The organism is Cognatilysobacter tabacisoli (assembly GCF_003586305.1).
Classification (GTDB): Bacteria; Pseudomonadota; Gammaproteobacteria; order Xanthomonadales; family Xanthomonadaceae; genus Cognatilysobacter_A; species Cognatilysobacter_A tabacisoli.
The window spans coordinates 235463-252941 of sequence record NZ_QXJI01000001.1 but is presented as its reverse complement, the minus strand read 5'-3'; the positions used below and the strand labels follow the sequence as shown (position 1 = coordinate 252941).

12 protein-coding genes and 8 tRNA genes are annotated in these 17479 nt (G+C 68.8%); 4 read left to right on the top strand and 16 right to left on the bottom strand.

Features of this window, described 5'->3' with window-relative positions:
• The first annotated feature begins 93 nt into the window (after window positions 1-93).
• From gloB to D3A60_RS05740, 3 genes are all read left to right on the top strand, one after another.
• Window positions 94-858, top strand: coding sequence for a hydroxyacylglutathione hydrolase (gloB, locus tag D3A60_RS05750; protein WP_119717781.1), 765 nt, complete (start codon window positions 94-96; stop codon window positions 856-858).
• The gene (locus tag D3A60_RS05745; protein WP_119717780.1) at window positions 855-2111 is read left to right on the top strand and encodes a lytic transglycosylase domain-containing protein; all 1257 of its coding nucleotides are present in this window, start codon (window positions 855-857) and stop codon (window positions 2109-2111) included. Before gloB ends, D3A60_RS05745 begins: the two co-directional genes overlap by 4 nt.
• Window positions 2112-2208: 97 nt before the next feature.
• Entirely contained in the window at window positions 2209-3003 is a 795-nt protein-coding gene (locus tag D3A60_RS05740; RefSeq protein WP_119717779.1) for an enoyl-ACP reductase FabI, read from the top strand.
• A gap of 85 nt (window positions 3004-3088) precedes the next feature.
• On the opposite strand, the gene D3A60_RS05735 is transcribed toward D3A60_RS05740, so the two are convergent.
• From D3A60_RS05735 to D3A60_RS05670, 14 genes are all read right to left on the bottom strand, one after another.
• Window positions 3089-5062 (bottom strand): SurA N-terminal domain-containing protein, encoded by a 1974-nt coding sequence (locus D3A60_RS05735; protein ID WP_119717778.1) that lies wholly within the window; start codon window positions 5060-5062, stop codon window positions 3089-3091.
• A 163-nt stretch (window positions 5063-5225) separates the two neighbouring features.
• Window positions 5226-5302: transfer RNA gene (locus tag D3A60_RS05730), tRNA-Asp, on the bottom strand.
• Window positions 5303-5400: 98 nt separating this feature from the next.
• Window positions 5401-5477: transfer RNA gene (locus D3A60_RS05725), tRNA-Asp, on the bottom strand.
• A 33-nt stretch (window positions 5478-5510) separates the two neighbouring features.
• A tRNA-Val gene (locus tag D3A60_RS05720) sits at window positions 5511-5585 on the bottom strand.
• A 42-nt stretch (window positions 5586-5627) separates the two neighbouring features.
• Window positions 5628-5900, bottom strand: coding sequence for an HU family DNA-binding protein (locus tag D3A60_RS05715; RefSeq protein ID WP_119717777.1), 273 nt, complete (start codon window positions 5898-5900; stop codon window positions 5628-5630).
• 223 nt (window positions 5901-6123) lie between these two features.
• Window positions 6124-8562 carry an endopeptidase La gene (gene lon / locus D3A60_RS05710; protein WP_119717776.1) on the bottom strand — a complete coding sequence of 813 codons (2439 nt, stop codon included), beginning with the start codon at window positions 8560-8562 and terminating at the stop codon, window positions 6124-6126.
• Window positions 8563-8875: 313 nt separating this feature from the next.
• A complete protein-coding gene (gene clpX / locus D3A60_RS05705; protein WP_119717775.1) occupies window positions 8876-10168 on the bottom strand; it encodes an ATP-dependent Clp protease ATP-binding subunit ClpX in 1293 nt (430 codons plus the stop codon).
• A 181-nt stretch (window positions 10169-10349) separates the two neighbouring features.
• Entirely contained in the window at window positions 10350-10976 is a 627-nt protein-coding gene (clpP, locus tag D3A60_RS05700) for an ATP-dependent Clp endopeptidase proteolytic subunit ClpP (RefSeq protein WP_119717774.1), read from the bottom strand.
• 145 nt (window positions 10977-11121) lie between these two features.
• Window positions 11122-12429, bottom strand: a complete 1308-nt coding sequence (tig, locus tag D3A60_RS05695) for a trigger factor (protein ID WP_119717773.1) — start codon at window positions 12427-12429, stop codon at window positions 11122-11124.
• A 166-nt stretch (window positions 12430-12595) separates the two neighbouring features.
• Window positions 12596-12680: transfer RNA gene (locus tag D3A60_RS05690), tRNA-Leu, on the bottom strand.
• Between the two features lie 189 nt (window positions 12681-12869).
• Window positions 12870-12945, bottom strand: a tRNA-Lys gene (locus tag D3A60_RS05685).
• A 50-nt stretch (window positions 12946-12995) separates the two neighbouring features.
• A tRNA-His gene (locus D3A60_RS05680) sits at window positions 12996-13072 on the bottom strand.
• A gap of 106 nt (window positions 13073-13178) precedes the next feature.
• A tRNA-Arg gene (locus tag D3A60_RS05675) sits at window positions 13179-13255 on the bottom strand.
• Between the two features lie 33 nt (window positions 13256-13288).
• A tRNA-Pro gene (locus tag D3A60_RS05670) sits at window positions 13289-13365 on the bottom strand.
• A gap of 138 nt (window positions 13366-13503) precedes the next feature.
• Between D3A60_RS05670 and D3A60_RS05665 the strand changes: the two genes are divergently transcribed.
• A complete protein-coding gene (locus tag D3A60_RS05665) occupies window positions 13504-14256 on the top strand; it encodes a Bax inhibitor-1/YccA family protein (protein ID WP_119717772.1) in 753 nt (250 codons plus the stop codon).
• Window positions 14257-14319: 63 nt separating this feature from the next.
• Here D3A60_RS05665 and D3A60_RS05660 read toward each other — a convergent pair whose 3' ends face one another.
• Both D3A60_RS05660 and D3A60_RS05655 read right to left on the bottom strand, forming a co-directional pair.
• Window positions 14320-15657 (bottom strand): Na+/H+ antiporter NhaC family protein, encoded by a 1338-nt coding sequence (locus D3A60_RS05660; protein ID WP_196778664.1) that lies wholly within the window; start codon window positions 15655-15657, stop codon window positions 14320-14322.
• A 112-nt stretch (window positions 15658-15769) separates the two neighbouring features.
• Window positions 15770-17362, bottom strand: coding sequence for a right-handed parallel beta-helix repeat-containing protein (locus D3A60_RS05655; protein WP_119717771.1), 1593 nt, complete (start codon window positions 17360-17362; stop codon window positions 15770-15772).
• Between the last annotated feature and the right edge of the window lie 117 nt (window positions 17363-17479).

The window sequence follows — 17479 nt, the reverse complement described above, 5'->3', positions numbered from 1 at the left end:
AGCGGCCCGTGCCCGATTCTGCGGCAATTCGCACGGCCCCGGCCCGGCCGGTCGTGCCACCCTCCGGACACCACGAACGAGAACCCCCTGCCGATGCGCTTGCAGGCCCTGCCCGCCCTCCGCGACAACTACATCTGGACGCTGTCGCGCGACGGGGCCGACGCCATCGTCGTCGACCCGGGAGACGCCGCGCCGGTGCTTGCGGCCGCCGAGGCCGGCCTGCAGCCGGCGGCGATCCTGCTGACCCACCACCACCCCGACCACGTCGGCGGCACGGCGGCGCTGCTGGCACGCTGGCCGGCGCTGCCGGTGTTCGCACCGGAGGACGAACGCATCACCGTAGCGGCCGCCCGCGTCGGCCAAGGCGATGCAGTGGAGGTCGCCGGCTGGCGATTCACCGTGCTGTCCGTCCCCGGCCACACCACGAGCCACGTCGCCTACGTCGGGCATGGCGTCGTGTTCAGCGGCGACACGCTGTTCAGCCTGGGCTGCGGTCGGCTGTTCGAAGGCACGCCCGCGCAGATGGCCGACTCGCTGGCGCGGCTGGCCGCGCTGCCGGACGACACGCTGGTCTGCTGCGGCCACGAATACACCCTGTCGAACGCGGCCTTCGCGCACGCGGTCGACCCCGACAACGCCGCGCTGCGGCAGCGCACCGAGGAGGCCCGCGCGATGCGCGACGAGGGACAGCCGAGCGTTCCAAGCACGATGGCGAGCGAACGCGCCGCCAACCCGTTCCTGCGCGCCGGCGCGCCGGCGGTCCGGGCCGCCGTGGCCACGCGCCTCGGGCGCGCGCCGACGGACGACGTCGAGGTATTCGCCGAACTGCGGCGCTGGAAGGACGGATTCGCCGCATGAGCACGCTGCGGATCGCAGCGCTCGCCGCGTGCCTGTCGCTGGCCTCGGTGCACGCGTCTGCGCTCGCACAGAGCGACGGGCCGGATCCGGCGACGCCACAGGCGGCCGCGCCCGCCGCCGCGCTCGCGCCAACGGCCACGCCGACCACGGGGCTGGCGATCTACCAGCGCTTCCGCGAGGGCCTGGCGGACCCCGACTGCACGTCAGCGCCGAGCACGCGCTGGCGGCAGCACTTCGTCAGCGCCCCGCAGAAGCTCGCATCGGGCCGCGACGACCTGCTGCCGCTGTTCGGATACGTCGTCGATGCGCTGCGCGAGGCCGGGCTGCCGACCGAATACGCGCTGATCCCGTTCGTCGAAAGCGGCTACAACCCCGCGGCCCGCAGCCCGTCCGGCCCGGCGGGCCTGTGGCAGATGATCACGATCACCGCGCGCAACCATAAGGTGCCGATCCGCCCCGGTTACGACGGCCGCTACTCGCCGATCGACTCCACTCGGGCCGCGGTGCGCTACCTCAAGACCCTGCACGGCATGTTCGCCGGCGACTGGCGACTGGCGGTCATGGCGTACAACGCGGGTGAATACCGCGTGCTCGGCGCCCTCAAGCGCAGCGGCCAGGCCGCGCGCAACGCCCGGCCGGAGCAGCTGGCGCTGCCGGACATCACCCAGTCGTACGTGCGCAAGCTGCACGCGCTGTCGTGCCTGATGGAGCAGGCCGACGATCGCGAAGAGTGGCTGCGCTCGCTCGACCGCCCGGTGGCCCGGCTCGAGGTGGTCGACGTTGCCGAAGGTGCCACCGACCTGGGCGCGTGGGCCCGGCGAAACGGCCACGACCCGGCGCGACTCGCCCGCCTGAACCCCGTATTCGCCGGCGGCCGCATCACGCGCGCCGGGGGGCAGCCGGCACAGCTGCTGGTCGCGGCGACCTCGACCCCGCCGCCAGTGCCCGCCGCGGCGTCCACATCCGCAGCGGCCACGATCACGCTTGGCGAGGCCGTGCGCGAACGCGCACCCGCAGCGCCCGACGTCGATCCGCCGCTGGCCAAGGCCGCCGGCGACGGAACGCCCGCCGGCGGGCCGCTGGCCGCCGGCGAACGTCGCCACGTGGTGGCGCGCGGCGACAACGCATGGACGATTGCGCGCCGCTACGGCATCGGCGTTGCCGACCTGCTCGAACGCAACGGGCTGACGCCCCGCAGCGTGCTGCGTCCGGGCACCGAGTTGCGCATCGACGCTGCCGCCGGCGCACCGTGACGGCGCTGCGCCGGTAGCCCGCCCGCCCGGCGCAGGGCAAACTAGAGTCTTTGCTCGGGCACGATCGCCGCCCGGGCCTCCAGAGAGGACGAGCCACATGGGTTTCCTGCAAGGCAAGCGTGCACTGATCACCGGCATCGCCAGCCAGCGTTCGATCGCCACCGGCATCGCCGAAGCCATGCACCGCCAGGGCGCGGAACTGGCGCTGACCTACCAGACCGACAAGCTGCGCTCGCGCGTCGAGGACGCGGCCGCCGAGTACGGCTCGAAGATCGTGCTGCCGCTCGATGTCGCGTCCGACGAGCAGATCGACGCCTGCTTCAGTGAACTCGGCAAGCACTGGCCGGAAGGCTTCGACATCCTCGTGCACTGCATGGCGTTCGCCCCGCGCGAAGCGATCGGCGGCGACTTCCTCGAGGGGCTGACCCGCGAGAACTTCGCCATCGCGCACGACATCTCCGCCTACTCCCTCGCCGCCCTGGCCAAGGCCGCGCGGCCGCAGATGAAGGGCCGCAACGGCGCCATCCTGACGCTGAGCTACCTCGGCGCGGTGCGCGCGCTGCAGAACTACAACGTGATGGGCGTCGCCAAGGCGAGCCTCGAGTCGACCGTGCGCTACCTGGCGCTGAACCTCGGCCCGGAGGGCACGCGCGTCAACGCGATTTCGGCCGGCCCGATCAAGACACTCGCCGCCTCGGGCGTCGGCAACTTCCGCAAGATGCTGACGCAGTTCGAGGCGGCGGCGCCGCTGCGCCGCAACGTCACGATCGAGGACGTCGGCAACGCCGCGGCGTTCCTGTGCTCCGACCTGGCCGCCGGCATCACCGGCGAGGTCACCTACGTCGACGCCGGCTACAGCATCGTCGGCATGACGGGGATCGGCGAGGAGTAATCGTCGGCCGACCCGAACGTCAAACAAAAGGCCCGGCGATTGCCGGGCCTTTTTCATGGGTTCGGAGTGCCACGCGCGAGGTCGGTCAGAGATTCGCCTCGATCACCGACACCTTCATGCCGCGGCGCAGCGCCTTGACCAGCGCCTCGACGTCGTCGTTGCCGCCCAGCGTCGAAAGCTGCTGCTGCAGGCCGAGGCGCCGGTCGAGCGGCGCGGACGCCACGTCGCCCGGCGTGACCTTGTTGAGCACGAACAGCGCAACGCGGCCGTCTTCGAGCACGACGCGACCGGCCGAGGGCTTGCCCGGCGCCGGCGGCGTCGCGGCGAACATCGCCTCGGACACTTCCGGCGTCGGGATCGGCGCGCCGCGCGGCACCGACGGGATGTTGTCCGGAGGGGGCAGCTGCTCGGCCGCGGCGATTGCCTCGAGCGTCTCGCCGGCGCGCACGCGGGCCAGCAGCGCATCGCCGCGCTGCTCCGACGCCTTGCGGGTCCGGTCGGCGCGCACGGCGGCGATCACCGCGTCGCGCACCTGGGCCAGCGGCCGTGCAGCCTCGGGCGAGTGGCGGGTGACGCGGATCAGCACCACGTGGCCCGGCGCGATCTCGATCGGATCGCTGACGGCGCCGTCCTGGATCAGCGCGTCGGAGAACGCCGCTCGCTTGACGGCGGGGTTCGCTGCCAGGCCTTCGCCTCCGGTGCGCGTGATCGGGCCCAGCTTCTGCACCGGCAGGTTGACCTGGCGCGCCGCCGGCGCCAGCGAGGTCGGATTCTTGTAGACGAGGTCGACCAGCTTCGTGCTGAGCTCGTTGAACGCGCGGTCGCGGTCGGCATCGAGCTGCTCGCGGGCAAGCGACTCGCGCGCCTCTTCGAACGAACCCTGCTGGCCGGCCTTGATCTCGCGCAGCTGGATGACGTGCCAGCCCGCCTCGGTCTTGACCGGGCCGCGGATCTCGCCGGCCTGCATTGCGAACAGCGCGTCCTCGAACGGCTTGGGCATCATGTCCTTCTGGATCCAGCCCAGATCGCCGCCGCTCGCCTTGGAGCCGGCGTCGTCGGAGCTCGCGCCCGCCAGCACCGCGAAGTCGGCCCCCGGCGCGCGCGCCTGCGTGGCCAGCTGCTGCGCCTTCTGTTCGGCCGCCTTCGTGGCCGCGGCGTCGGCGCCCGCGGGCACGGAGACGAGGATGTGCGACGCCAGACGCTGCTCCGCGGCGGCGAACTTCGCCTGCTCCTGGGCGAAGCGCTGGCGCAGCGTGGCCTCGTCGGCCGGCGCCGGGGCCGGCATGGCCGAGGCCATCAGTTCGACGTACTCGATGTCGACCGACTCGGGCGCGCGGTAGTCGGCCGGGTGGGCCTTGTACCAGGACTCGATCTCCGCGGCGCTCACCGCTGCGGTATCGACCGGCGGGGCCGGCGCGATCAGCAGCGACACGTCGCGCTGCTCGCCGAGCAGGCGCAGCACGCGGTCGACTTCGGACGCGGTGGCGAACTGGCTGCCGCCGATGCCGGCGGCGATCAGCGACGACTGCAGGCCGTCGCGGACCAGCTGTTCGAACTGCGCCGTCGACTGGTTCTGGCTCGCAAGGGCGAGGCGATAGCGCTCCGGATCAAACCGTCCGTCCACCTGGAACGCGGGGATCTCCTGGATCGTCTGCACGACCATCTGGTCGCTGACGATCATGCCGTCGCGCTTGGCCGCCAGCCGCTGCACGCGCTGGTCGATCAGGCGCTCGAGCACGGCGCGCTTGCTGTCGACCGATTCGAACTGCCGTGGGTCGAACGCATCGCCCTGCTCCGCGCGCAGGCGCTGCCGTTCCTGCTCGAAGGCGGTCCGGAACTCGTCGAGCGTGACGTCCTCGTGCTCCCACAGCACCGAGACCGGCCACCACGACGGGGCCGACCGCCACCACGCGGGCGGCGCTTCCACGCGCGCGACGTGCATGTCGGACCGCTGGACGAGGTAGTCCTGCAGGCCGAAGAACGCGAAGGGGATGATCAGCAGCCCGAGGATCACCGTGGCGATCCAGCCGGAGGTCTTGTCGCGGAGTTTCTGCAGCATGTGCGGGTCGCGTCGGTACCAAAGCGCGACAGTGTAGCCGCTCGCGCCAGAGGCCGGGGACCGCGGCCGCGCGCCCGGACGGGACGCCGGGCGGCCAACGCGTGCGCGGACCCCGAGTCGCGGGCAAAAAAAAGGACGCCGTTTCCGGCGTCCTTCGCAAAACTGGCGGAGTGGACGGGACTCGAACCCGCGACCTCCGGCGTGACAGGCCAGCATTCTAACCGACTGAACTACCACTCCGCGTTTTGAAACCTGCTGCGGGAACGAGGCGAAAATCGCGCACCGCCTCACTCCCCTCTGGAAAGCAAAGGCGCCGTTTCCGGCGCCTTTGGCGAAACTGGCGGAGTGGACGGGACTCGAACCCGCGACCTCCGGCGTGACAGGCCAGCATTCTAACCGACTGAACTACCACTCCGCGCTTCGAACTCTTCGATCCAACGGTGCTTGTTGGTGGGTGCTGAGGGTTTCGAACCCCCGACCCTCTCCTTGTAAGGGAGACGCTCTACCGCTGAGCTAAGCACCCCCGGATCGATTGCCCGGGCCAATGGCCCTGGCGGGGAGCTGCTTAGTTTACAGCGTCCTTCAGCGCCTTGCCAGCCTTGAACGCCGGATTCTTCGAGGCCTTGATCTTGATCGTTGCGCCGGTCTTCGGGTTGCGGCCCTGGCGGGCAGCGCGCTTGCGGACCTGGAACGTACCGAAGCCGACGAGCGTGACGGTGTCACCCTTCTTCAGCGCCTTGGTCACGACGCTGATGACGGCGTCGACGGCGTTGGCGGCGTCGGTCTTCGACAGCTCGGCAGCGTCAGCGACGGCAGCAACAAACTCAGCCTTGTTCATTCGTATGGACTCCCTCTGCGGATTGGTACCGCGTGTTCTGAGAATCGGGCCAGCCCCTCGCCCGGCAGACTCCCCGATCGACTGTGCCGCGCTGATTACGCTGAAACGTAGCTGCAGCGCGGTTGTCGTCGTTATACCAGTGGCATTTTGGGGGCGCAAGCGCGAAAGCCAGTGTTGACGCGGCTTCCAGCGCTTTGCGCATGTATTCGCCCGCAATGTCCAATCAGTGCTTGACACCCAGTTCGGAAGCACCGCGCGATTCGCCATCCCGCACCGGCAACTCGCCCTGCCCCGACGCCGGCGCAGGGGACAGCGGCCGCTCCAGCGCGATGTCCAGCACCTCGTCGATCCAGCGCGCGGGAATGATCTTCAGGCCCTGCGTCACGGCCTTGGGCAGGTCGACGAGGTCCTTGCGGTTCTCCTCGGGGATGATCACCGTGCGGATGCCGCCGCGCAGCGCAGCGAGCAGCTTTTCCTTGAGCCCGCCGATCGGCAGCACGCGGCCGCGCAGGGTGATTTCCCCCGTCATCGCGACGTCGGCCTTCACCGGGTTCTTGGTCAGCATCGAGACGAGCGCCGTCGCCATCGCGATGCCCGCACTCGGCCCGTCCTTCGGCGTCGCGCCTTCCGGCACGTGCACGTGCACGTCGTGCTTCTGCAGGAATTCGATGTCGATGCCCAACCGCTCCGCGCGCGCGCGCACGACCGACAGCGCAGCCGAGGCCGACTCCTTCATCACGTCGCCGAGCTGCCCTGTCAGCAGCAGCTGGCCCTTGCCGGGCACGAGCGTCGATTCGATCTGCAGCAGGTCGCCACCGACCTCGGTCCAGGCCAGGCCCGTGACCAGGCCGATCTCGTTGGCCTCCTCGGCGCGGCCGAAGTCGTATCGGCGCACGCCGAGGTACTTCTCGAGGTTCTTCGACGTCACGTTGACCGTCGTCGACTTGCCCTTCTTCTTCGATACCGGCCCGGCCAGCGCGATTTCCTTCACCACCTTGCGGCAGATCTTGGACACCTCTCGCTCGAGATTGCGCACGCCTGATTCGCGCGTGTAGTAGCGCACGATGTCGCGCACCGCGCCTTCTGCGATCTTGACCTCGTCCAGCTTGAGCCCGTTGGCCTTGATCTGCTTGGGGAGCAGGTAGCGCATCGCGATGTTGAGCTTCTCCTCCTCCGTGTAGCCCGGAATGCGGATCACCTCCATGCGGTCCAGCAGCGGGCCCGGGATGTTCAGCGAGTTCGACGTCGCGACGAACATCACCTCGCTCAGGTCGAGATCGACCTCGAGGTAGTGGTCGTTGAACGTGTGGTTCTGCTCCGGATCGAGCACCTCAAGCAGCGCCGACGACGGGTCGCCGCGGAAGTCCATCGACATCTTGTCGATCTCGTCGAGCACGAACAGCGGGTTCTTGGTGCCGACCTTGTTGAGGTTCTGCACGATGCGGCCGGGCATCGAACCGACGTAGGTGCGACGGTGGCCGCGGATCTCGGCTTCGTCGCGCACGCCGCCGAGCGACATCCGCACGAACTTGCGGTTGGTGGCCTTCGCGATGGACTGCCCAAGCGAGGTCTTGCCGACGCCGGGCGGGCCGACCAGGCAAAGGATCGGGGCCTTCATCTTGTTCACGCGGGTCTGCACCGCGAGGTACTCGAGAATGCGCTCCTTGACCTTCTCGAGGCCGAAGTGGTCGGCATCGAGCACCTCCTGCGCCGCCTTCAGATCCTTGCGCACCTTGCTGCGCTTCTTCCACGGCACTCCCAGCAGCCACTCCAGGTAATTGCGCACGACAGCCGACTCGGCCGACATCGGCGACATCTGCTTGAGCTTGTTGAGCTCGTTGCGCGCCTTCGCCTCGACCGCCTTCGGCATGCCTGCCTCGGCGATCTTGCGCGTGAGTTCGTCGATGTCGTTCGGCGCCTCGTCGATCTCGCCCAGCTCCTTCTGGATCGCCTTCATCTGCTCGTTGAGGTAGTACTCGCGCTGGCTCTTCTCCATCTGCGACTTGACCCGGCCGCGGATGCGCTTCTCCAGCTGCTGCACGTCGATCTCGCCGTCGACGAGGCCGACGAGTTGCTCCAGGCGTGCGCCGATCGCGTGCGTCTCGAGCAGCTTCTGCTTGTCGCTGATGCGCACGCCCAGGTGCGCGGCGATCGTGTCGGCCAAGCGCCCCGGCTCATCGATGCCGGAAAGGGTCTGCATCAATTCGGGCGGCAGCTTGCGGTTGGTCTTGACGTACTGCTCGAACAGGCCCATCAGCGACCGCATGACGGCTTCGACTTCGCGCTCGTCGCGGTCGCTGACCGGCTCGACCACCACGGCGCGGCCCGCGAGCGCGCCATCGCGTTCGGCGACCTGGTCGACCTGCACGCGCGACAGGCCTTCGACCAGCACCTTGATCGTCCCATCGGGGAGCTTCAGCAGCTGCAGCACCTGGGCGAGCGTGCCGATCTCGAACAGATCGGCCGCACCCGGGTCGTCCGTCTCCGCCGACTTCTGCGCGACCAGCAGGATGCGCTTGTCCGCTTCCATCGCCAGGTCGAGCGCGCGGATCGACTTGTCGCGGCCCACGAACAGCGGGATCACCATGTGCGGGAACACGACCACGTCGCGCAGCGGCAGGACGGGGAGGTCGAAGGATTCGCTGGGGCTGGAGGAGGACATCGGCGGCTCCGGAATCGTGGGGTGGCGGCAACGCGCCGGCGAGGGGCCGGGGCGACACCAAGGGGGATTTCGTGGGGCGCGCGGCCCGTTGGCACGGTTATGGGGGCCTGCGCGAAAGGATGCAAGCCGCCCACGACGCCGGCGCCGTTCACGTACTGGAAAGCCGTGTCGAATCAGCCAATTGCCGCGGCGTGCGCAGCGCAAATCGAGGTCCGCGGAACCTGCGCGAAGCGTGACCGCCACGTGATCGTGCGCGGCAGAAACGAGCGAGCCGCCCGGAGGCGGCTCGCGACGTTCAGTTCCGAATGAACGGCTATTCGGCCGCCGCTACCTTGGGCGCCGGCGGCGGCGTCTGGTAGATCAGGTACGGGTCGGTCTTGTGGTCGATCACCGACTCGTCGACGACCACCTTGCTGACGTTCTCCAGCGACGGCAGGTCGTACATCGTGTCGAGCAGGACGGCCTCGACGATCGTCCGCAGGCCGCGCGCGCCGGTCTTGCGCTTGAGCGCCTTGCGCGCGATCGCCGCCAGCGCATCGGCGCGGAACTCGAGGTCGACGCCCTCCATCTCGAACAGCTTCTTGAACTGCTTGGTGATGGCGTTCTTGGGCTCGGTGAGGATCTTCACCAGCGCCGTCTCGTCGAGCTCCTCGAGCGTGGCGACCACCGGGAGGCGGCCGACGAACTCGGGAATCAGGCCGAACTTGATCAGGTCCTCGGGCTCGACTTCGGCCAGGATCTTTCCGGTCTCGACCTTACGCTCGCTGCTCTTGACCTTGGCGCCGAAGCCGATGCCGCCGGCCTCGGTGCTGCGCTGCTGGATGATCTTCTCGAGCCCGGCGAACGCGCCGCCAACGATGAACAGGATGTTGCGCGTGTCGACCTGCAGGAACTCCTGCTGCGGGTGCTTGCGGCCGCCCTGCGGCGGAACGCTCGCGACGGTGCCTTCGATCAGCTTCAGCAGCGCCTGCTGCACGCCCTCGCCCGACACGTCGCGGGTGATCGACGGGTTGTCGCTCTTGCGCGAGATCTTGTCGATCTCGTCGATGTAGACGATGCCCTGCTGCGCCTTGTCGACGTCGTAGTCGCACTTCTGCAACAGCTTCTGGATGATGTTCTCGACGTCTTCGCCGACATAGCCGGCCTCGGTAAGCGTCGTCGCGTCGGCCATCGTGAACGGCACGTTGAGCAGGCGCGCCAGCGTCTCGGCCAGCAGCGTCTTGCCCGAACCGGTCGGGCCGACCAGCAGGATGTTCGACTTGGCCAGCTCGACCTCGTCGTTCTTCTGCCGGCTCTCGATCCGCTTGTAGTGGTTGTACACGGCCACGGCGAGCGTGCGCTTGGCGCGCTGCTGGCCGATGACGTACTGGTCGAGGACTTCGAGGATCTCGCGCGGCTTCGGCAGATGGCTGCGGGAGGCCTGCGCCTTCTCCTCCAGCTCCTCGCGGATGATGTCGTTGCACAGCTCGACGCATTCGTCGCAGATGAAGACGCTGGGGCCCGCGATCAGCTTGCGGACCTCATGCTGGCTCTTACCGCAGAACGAGCAGTAGAGGATCTTGTTGCTGTCGCCGGTGCTGCTGCGGCCCTGACGGTCGTCGCTCATGCTTGTGCCCAACTGGTGCTCTGGTCATGGACCTGCCCGTCAAGCAGGTCCGGGGTGCCGCGCGGTGTCGATTTCGGCCCGAGGATAGCACAGCGTCCCCGGCCCGCCGGGGCCCGGGATCGGTGCTCTGGGAGTGCTTCCGACGGGCCGTCGCGGCCCGCGCAGATGGTGTCGGCGGCGCTCAGCCCGGCTGCACCGACTCGTCGGGGCGGCGCTCGAGGACTTGGTCGACCAGGCCGTACTCGCGCGCGGCCTCGGCGCTCTTGAAGTTGTCCCGCTCGGTATCGCGGGCGATCGTTTCGAGCGACTGGCCGGTGTGCTTGGCCAGCACCTCGTTGAGGCGCTGGCGCAGGGTCAGGATCTCGCGCGCCTGGATCTCGATGTCGGTGGCCTGCCCCTGCGAGCCGCCCGACGGCTGGTGGATCATCACGCGGGAGTTCGGGAGCGCATAGCGCTTGCCCTTGGCGCCGGCAGCCAGCAGCAGCGCGCCCATGCTCGCGGCCTGACCGATGCAGATCGTGCTGACGTCCGGCTTGATGTACTGCATGGTGTCGTAGATCGCCATGCCGGCGGTGACCACGCCGCCCGGGGAGTTGATGTAGAAGCTGATGTCCTTCTCGGGATTCTCGGCCTCGAGGAACAGCATCTGCGCGACGATCACGTTCGCCACGTGGTCGTCCACGCCGCCCACCAGGAAGATCACCCGCTCCTTCAGCAGCCGCGAATAGATGTCGTAGGCGCGCTCGCCCCGGCTGGTCTGTTCGACCACCATCGGCACGAGATTCAGGGCTTGGGTTCGGAGATCCATCGAGTCGGCACCTGCGGGCTGTGTATTCGGAATGCCCCCAAATTGGGGGCGGGCGCACGTTTGCGCAAGTGGTGGCCGTCGGCGCGCGAGCGTCCCGGCGACCGCCGAACCGGCGCGCAGCCCCGCCAGACCGCGCGCAGAAGACTTACTGGCGGATGGCCTCGCTGAACGACAGCGACTGCTCGGTGTGCTGAGCCCGTTCGGCGATCCAGTCGATGACCTGCTCTTCCATGACGCGTGCCTGCAGGCCGGCCATCAGCTGCTGGTCGTTCCGGTACAGGTCGATCACCTGCTGGGGCTCCTCGTAGGTCGAGGCGATCAGTCGCAGGGTTTCGTTGAGACGCTTCGGGTCGAGCTGCAGCTGGTGGCGGCGCGCGATCTCGCCGACCAGCAGCCCCACGAGGACGCGCTTGCGCGCCGCGTCGAGGAACGGAACGTGGCCATCGGCCGGCACTTCGACGTTGCGCCCCTGGCGACGCGCCTGCTCGGCGGTCTGGCGGGCCATGTCGCGCGCCTCGTTCTCGACCAGCTTCGGCGGCATTTCGACGGCCGAATAGGCCGCGATCAATTGCTCGCCGACCTCACGGCGCAGGCGCGTCATCAGCGCACCCTTGAGCTCGCGCTCAAGGTTCGTGCGGATGTCCGCCCGGAACTGGTCGAGGTCGCCGCTCTTGATGCCGAAGCTCTTGATGAACTCGGCGTCCACCTCGGGCATCGACGACTCGGAGACCTTCGTCGCCTTCAGATGCACCTGCACGGTGCGGCCGGCGAACTGCGGCACGCGCCAGTCGGCCGGGAACTCGATGTCGGCGGTCTTCTCGTCGCCGGCCTTCATGCCGACCAGCGCGGACTCGATGGCCGGGAACATCGCGCCCGAACCGATCATAGTGACGCCGCGCTCGACGCCTTCCGCCGGCAGGCGCTCGTCGCCGACCTGCGACCAGGTTTCCAGTTCGACGGCGTCGCCCTCCTGCGCAGCGCGATCGACCGGAATCCAGGTGCGTCGCTGCAGCTGCAGGTTGCCGATCATCGTGTCGATGTCGGCGTCGGTAACCTCGGCGGTGTGGCGCACGACCTGCAGCTTGGCGACATCGATCTCGCCGAAGTCCGGCACGATCTCGAACGTCGCCACGTACGACAGCGCATCGTCCTCGGCGGCCACGATCTGCGGGCTTCCCGCGATCTGCAGTGCGCTCTCACGAACCGCGCTGGTAAAGCCCTCACGCAGCATCCCGTCGAGCACCTCGGCGCGGACCTGCTCGCCGAAGCGCTGCTCGATCACCTTCGCCGGCACCTTGCCGGGGCGGAAGCCCTTGATCTTGGCGCCGCGCGCGATCTCGCGCAGGCGACCGCTGACCACGTCGTCGAGACGTTCGGCCGGGAGGCTGAAGGTCATGCGGCGCTCGAGGCTACCGACCGATTCGACCGAAACACGATTATCTGCAGCCGGCATATCCACTCCTGCGTCCGCGGCGCCCCGCCGCGGCACGATGTTGAAGACCTGATGCCACCGGCTGCCAGGTCGGGCGACCGGTCCGGTGGAACGCGCTAGTGTGGACGAAGACGGCCCCGGCTTCCAGCGCCCGGAACGGGCGCAAGGCGGGGCAAGGAAGGCGGGCTGGTGCGAAAGGGGGGAATCGAACCCCCACGCCTTGCGGCGACAGAACCTAAATCTGTTGCGTCTACCAATTTCGCCACTTTCGCGCGGCCGCCCGGCGTCCGCATTCTAGGTTGCCGGCGCGGCGTCGGGCAAAGAATGCCGGCGCGAACTGACTGCGCGGGGCCCGGTGCAGGGCATCGACGCCTGCGGGCCAACACGCCCCGCGCGCCCTCGAGTCACCGACGAAAACGCAAAGAAAAAGGCACCGGGCTTTCGCCAGGTGCCTTCCGGATTGGTGGGCCGTCAAGGATTCGAACCTTGGACCTATTGATTAAGAGTCAACTGCTCTACCAACTGAGCTAACGGCCCGGAATACCTAGGCGCGAAAGTTTAGCAAACAATCGCGCAATCGCAAGAGGTGGGGTGGCTGAGGGGACTCGAACCCCCGACATCTGGAATCACAATCCAGTACTCTAACCAGCTGAGCTACAGCCACCGTAGAACTGTGTGGAGGACCGTCGGATCGACGGTCAACCGGTGTCTCGGCACCACAGCGCGCGAAGGCCAATCTCCTTCCGTCGACGCTCCGATGCAACCGCGTGTGGCGCGCCCGGCGGGACTCGAACCCACAACCACCGGCTTAGAAGGCCGGTGCTCTATCCGGTTGAGCTACGGGCGCGAAGGCCAGCATCTTAACCGCGGATCGAGCAGGTGGTCGGGGCAGAGGGATTCGAACCCCCGACCCTCTGGTCCCAAACCAGATGCGCTACCAGACTGCGCTATGCCCCGGGCCAGACCTTCCGTTGCGCGCCAACGCCGCGAAAGGCCGATCATTTTGGGTGCCGCCTCCCCCACTGTCAATGTCGGCGGAACGCTGGCGTGGCTGTGTATGCTCGCCGCAGACGCGGACCGATCAGGGAAAAACACATGCGCACCGGCAATCCCGCTCTGAAGGAATCGACGTTCCTGGACCTCGGCACCGGCGCGGTCGTCCGGCGCGACGGCGATGCCATGACGCTGAACGGGACCGTCCACAAGACCGCCGTCCTGCTGTTGCTGAGCGTGCTGACAGCGGCGTTCGCGTGGAGCCAGGTCCAGTTCACGGCCGACGGCCCGGTCGGAGCCGGCCCCTACCTGTGGGGCGGCGCGATCGGCGGGCTGGTGCTGGCGCTCGTGACGGCCTTCAAGAAGGAGTGGTCGCCGGTGACGGCGCCGCTGTACGCGATCGTCGAGGGCTTCTTCCTCGGCGCGATTTCGGCGATGTACAACCATCTGTACGACGGAATCGTCATGCAGGCGGTGCTGCTGACGTTCGGCACGATGTTCGCGCTGCTGTTCGCCTACCGCTCCGGGCTTGTCCGGGCGACCGAAAACTTCAAGCTGGGCGTGGTCGCCGCGACCGGCGGCATCCTGCTGGTGTACCTGGCGACGATCGTGCTCGGGCTATTCGACATCCGCATCCCGATGATCCACGAGTCGGGCCTCGTCGGAATCGGCTTCAGCCTGTTCGTGGTGGTCATCGCGGCGCTGAACCTGGTGCTGGATTTCGACTTCATCGAGACGGGCGTCGACGCGGGCGCGCCGAAGTACATGGAGTGGTACGGGGCGTTCGGCTTGATGGTCACGCTGGTGTGGCTCTACGTCGAGTTCCTCCGCCTGCTGGCCAAGCTGCGCGACTGAGCGGTCGCTGACGCCTCGGCGACGGGACGCCCCGGCGTCCCGCTCGCGTACCCGCTTCCGCGCTCAGGCGTCGGCGGCAGCGGATAACGGCGACGCGCCGGCTTCGGCGCGACGCGGCCACACCATGAAGGCCACGGCGACGATGGCCAGCAGCCAGCAGTAGTGCACCTGGCCGGCGATCGACAGCGACGAAACGCCGCCCAATGATGCGGCCAGCAGGATCTGCGCGCCGTACGGCAGCACGCCCTGGACCGCGCACGCGAAGATGTCGAGCAGGCTGGCCGCGCGGCGCGGCGTCACGCCATGTCGCCCGGCGATGTCACGCGCCACGTCGCCGGCGACCAGGATCGCCACCGTGTTGTTCGCCGTCAGCGCGTCACCGCCGGCTGCCAGCGCGGCGATGCTGAACTCGCCGACGCGGCGGCCGCTGCTGCCGCGCGCGAGCCGCGCGATCGACGACGCCAGCCAGTCCAGCCCGCCGCTGGCCTTCATCAGCGCCGCCAGGCCGCCGATCAGGATCGAAAGCAGCGTGATCTCGACCATGCCCTCGAACCCGGCGTAGACGTCGCCAGCGACCTCGGCCACTCCATAGCCTTCGCCCAGGGAGATGCCGAAGCCAGCGGCGAGCACCAGCCCGAGCGCCAGCACCACGACGACGTCCACGCCGGCGACCGCCAGCACCAGCACCGCCACGTAGGGGAGGACCAGCCACGGCGATGCGTCCGAGCGCACCGATTCGACGGGGGCGGCGTTGCCGAGCACGGCCAGCGTCAGCAGCGTCGCGATCGCCGCCGGCAGTGCGATCCAGAAGTTCTCGCGGAACTTGTCGCGCATCTGCGCGCCCTGGCTGCGGGTGGCCGCGATCGTGGTGTCGGAAATGACCGATAGGTTGTCGCCGAACATCGCACCGCCGACCACCGCGCCCAGCACAAGCCCGCGGTCCAGCCCCGCCGCGTCGGCGACGCCGAGCGCGATCGGCACCACCGCGGCGATCGTGCCCATCGATGTACCGATGGCGAGCGCGACGAACCCGGCCAGCGCGAACAATCCGGGGAGAATCAGCGCCGGCGGGAGATGGCCGAGGCCGAGCGCAACCACTGCGTCGACCGCACCGACCGACTTCGAGACGGTCGCGAACGCCCCGGCAAGCAGGAAGATCAGCGCCATCAGCATGACGTTCGGGTGGCCCATGCCGGCGAACAGCGTCTCCTGCACCGGCACGCGCCGGCGCCATGCCAGCCACGCGGCCAGCGCGAGCGCCGGGAGTATCGCGACGGGAGCGCGCACCTGGTAGAACCCCATCGCCTCGCCCTGCGCGGTGAAGTACAGGCCCGCGCCGAGGAACAGCGCGAGGAAGAGCAGCAGCGGCGTCAGCGCAAGCGCACTGGGGCGGGTATCCACGGCGGGGCGGTCAGTAGGGGCGGCCGGCCATTCTGGGCACCTCGAGGCACGCGGCAAAGGCTGCCAGCGGGACGATGGGATCGCCCCGGCAGGACGGTTGCGCCTGCCGCGGTCAGCGGCGCCAGCCGATCAAGCGCAGGAACGAGTTCCAGCGCGTCGACAGCCAGCGCTGCAGGCGGGCGCCGGCGCGTTCGTTCCTGGGCTCGGTGACCACGACCGGGGCGACGTCGCGCGCCGGCTCCACCGCGGCGCTGGCCACCGGCGCGGTCGCCGTCGCCGACGACGGAGGCAGGAGCGGAGACGAGCCGTTGAGGATGAACGGCCCGACCAGGTCGTCGATGTCGGTCTCCTCGAGGGCGCCGATGTCGACCGTGTGCGACTGCGGCAGGCGCGCATGCTCGTCGCCGATCGCCATCTTCGCCCTCAGCGGCGGGTCGAACGCGGCAACGCGCTGCGGCGAGGTGAACGGGAACGCGACCGGCGTCGCCGGCGAATTGGTGCCGGCGTTGACGAGCGGGCTACCCGCCACCGGACGCAGCAGACGCTGGGCGATGCTGGCCAGCTGCGGGTCGGCGCCCTGGCGGGTGTTGACCCACTCCGGCGGGACCGCGTTGGCGCCCGACTCGATCCAGTTGTGGCTGCCAGCCACCTTGCGACCGCTGACCCACGGCTCGCGCGACTGCGGCGAGCACGCATACGGCTGCGCGGTTTCGCTGGCAGGCAGCTCGTACAGCGCGGCCAGCGGCGACGGACCGACGCGATGGATGACGTTGTTGTGCATCTCCAGGCTCTCGAGCCCGAGGCGCACGTCGACGGCGTTCGCCACGCTGGTGCCCGGGCTGTCGAAGATGATCGTGTTGTTGGCGATGCGCAGCCGGCCCTGGCTGCGGCCGACGAGATCGCCGCCGGCACGGATCGCGTTGCGCCAGTTCGACGTGTGCACGATGACGTTGCCGACGAAGTCGGCGTCCTCGCGGCGCAGGTCCGCAGTCCAGCCGGCCTTCTGGGATTCGCAGTCGGGGCCGATGAACTCGACCTCCTCGTTGGTCGAGCCTTCGAACCAGTTGTAGTAGACCTCGCTGCGCGTGTACCGCGAGCGCATCAGGATGCCGCCGTTGCCGCTGTGCACGTAGTTGAAGCGCATGCGGAACACCGCGTCCGGGTACACCATCTGGTCGTTCTGCATGTACATCGAATGCCGCGTCGTGCCGGAGCCGGAGCGACGCACCTCGCTGTATTCGAGCGTGAACGAGCCGGAGTTCTGGTCCGCGCCGAGGATGCCGTGCGACGGGCAGTCGCGCACCAGCACGTCGCGCACCAGCACCTCGTGCGCTTCGTTGAACACGCACGAACTGGTGCCACCGGTGACGTCGAACCCCTCGAACACGACGTGGTTGGACTGCTCGAACTTGATGGTGTGCTGGCCGCCGCTCAGCAGCGGCCGTGTCGCGCCGGCGGCGCGGTTCCAGCGGATCGTGACCGGGTTCCCCGCGGCGCCGTCGTCCTCGCTGCCGACGACGATGCCACCGGTGTAAGTGGCGTTGCCGTCGACCAGGACGATGTCGCCCGGTTCGAGGTTGAGGCTGGCGAGCGCGATCGAGAGCTGGGTGTACTGGCGGCCGGTGGGGCCGACCGTATAGGTGGCGGCGAAGGCGCTGCTGGGAACCAGCGCAAAGGCGGCCAGGACCGCGATCGAAATCCGCATGGGGCACTTCCGGAGGCAAGGACGGAGCGTCGGCCCCCCAACCGAACGCCGAGAGCCTACCACCGGACCTTCACGCGCGCCGCCGCGGCCACAGGCCAGCGGCGAGGCGCCCCCGTT

Bases quoted from the DNA above. Each gene is read 5' to 3' on its own strand.
- lon (WP_119717776.1), bottom strand. From the start codon at position 8,562: ATGTCCTCCTCCAGCCCCAGCGAATCCTTCGACCTCCCCGTCCTGCCG.
- clpX (WP_119717775.1), bottom strand. From the start codon at position 10,168: ATGAGCGACGACCGTCAGGGCCGCAGCAGCACCGGCGACAGCAACAAG.
- D3A60_RS05735 (WP_119717778.1), bottom strand. From the start codon at position 5,062: ATGCTGCAGAAACTCCGCGACAAGACCTCCGGCTGGATCGCCACGGTG.
- D3A60_RS05665 (WP_119717772.1), top strand. From the start codon at position 13,504: ATGCGCACCGGCAATCCCGCTCTGAAGGAATCGACGTTCCTGGACCTC.
- D3A60_RS05655 (WP_119717771.1), bottom strand. From the start codon at position 17,362: ATGCGGATTTCGATCGCGGTCCTGGCCGCCTTTGCGCTGGTTCCCAGC.
- tig (WP_119717773.1), bottom strand. From the start codon at position 12,429: ATGCCGGCTGCAGATAATCGTGTTTCGGTCGAATCGGTCGGTAGCCTC.
- D3A60_RS05740 (WP_119717779.1), top strand. From the start codon at position 2,209: ATGGGTTTCCTGCAAGGCAAGCGTGCACTGATCACCGGCATCGCCAGC.
- gloB (WP_119717781.1), top strand. From the start codon at position 94: ATGCGCTTGCAGGCCCTGCCCGCCCTCCGCGACAACTACATCTGGACG.
- clpP (WP_119717774.1), bottom strand. From the start codon at position 10,976: ATGGATCTCCGAACCCAAGCCCTGAATCTCGTGCCGATGGTGGTCGAA.
- D3A60_RS05745 (WP_119717780.1), top strand. From the start codon at position 855: ATGAGCACGCTGCGGATCGCAGCGCTCGCCGCGTGCCTGTCGCTGGCC.
- D3A60_RS05715 (WP_119717777.1), bottom strand. From the start codon at position 5,900: ATGAACAAGGCTGAGTTTGTTGCTGCCGTCGCTGACGCTGCCGAGCTG.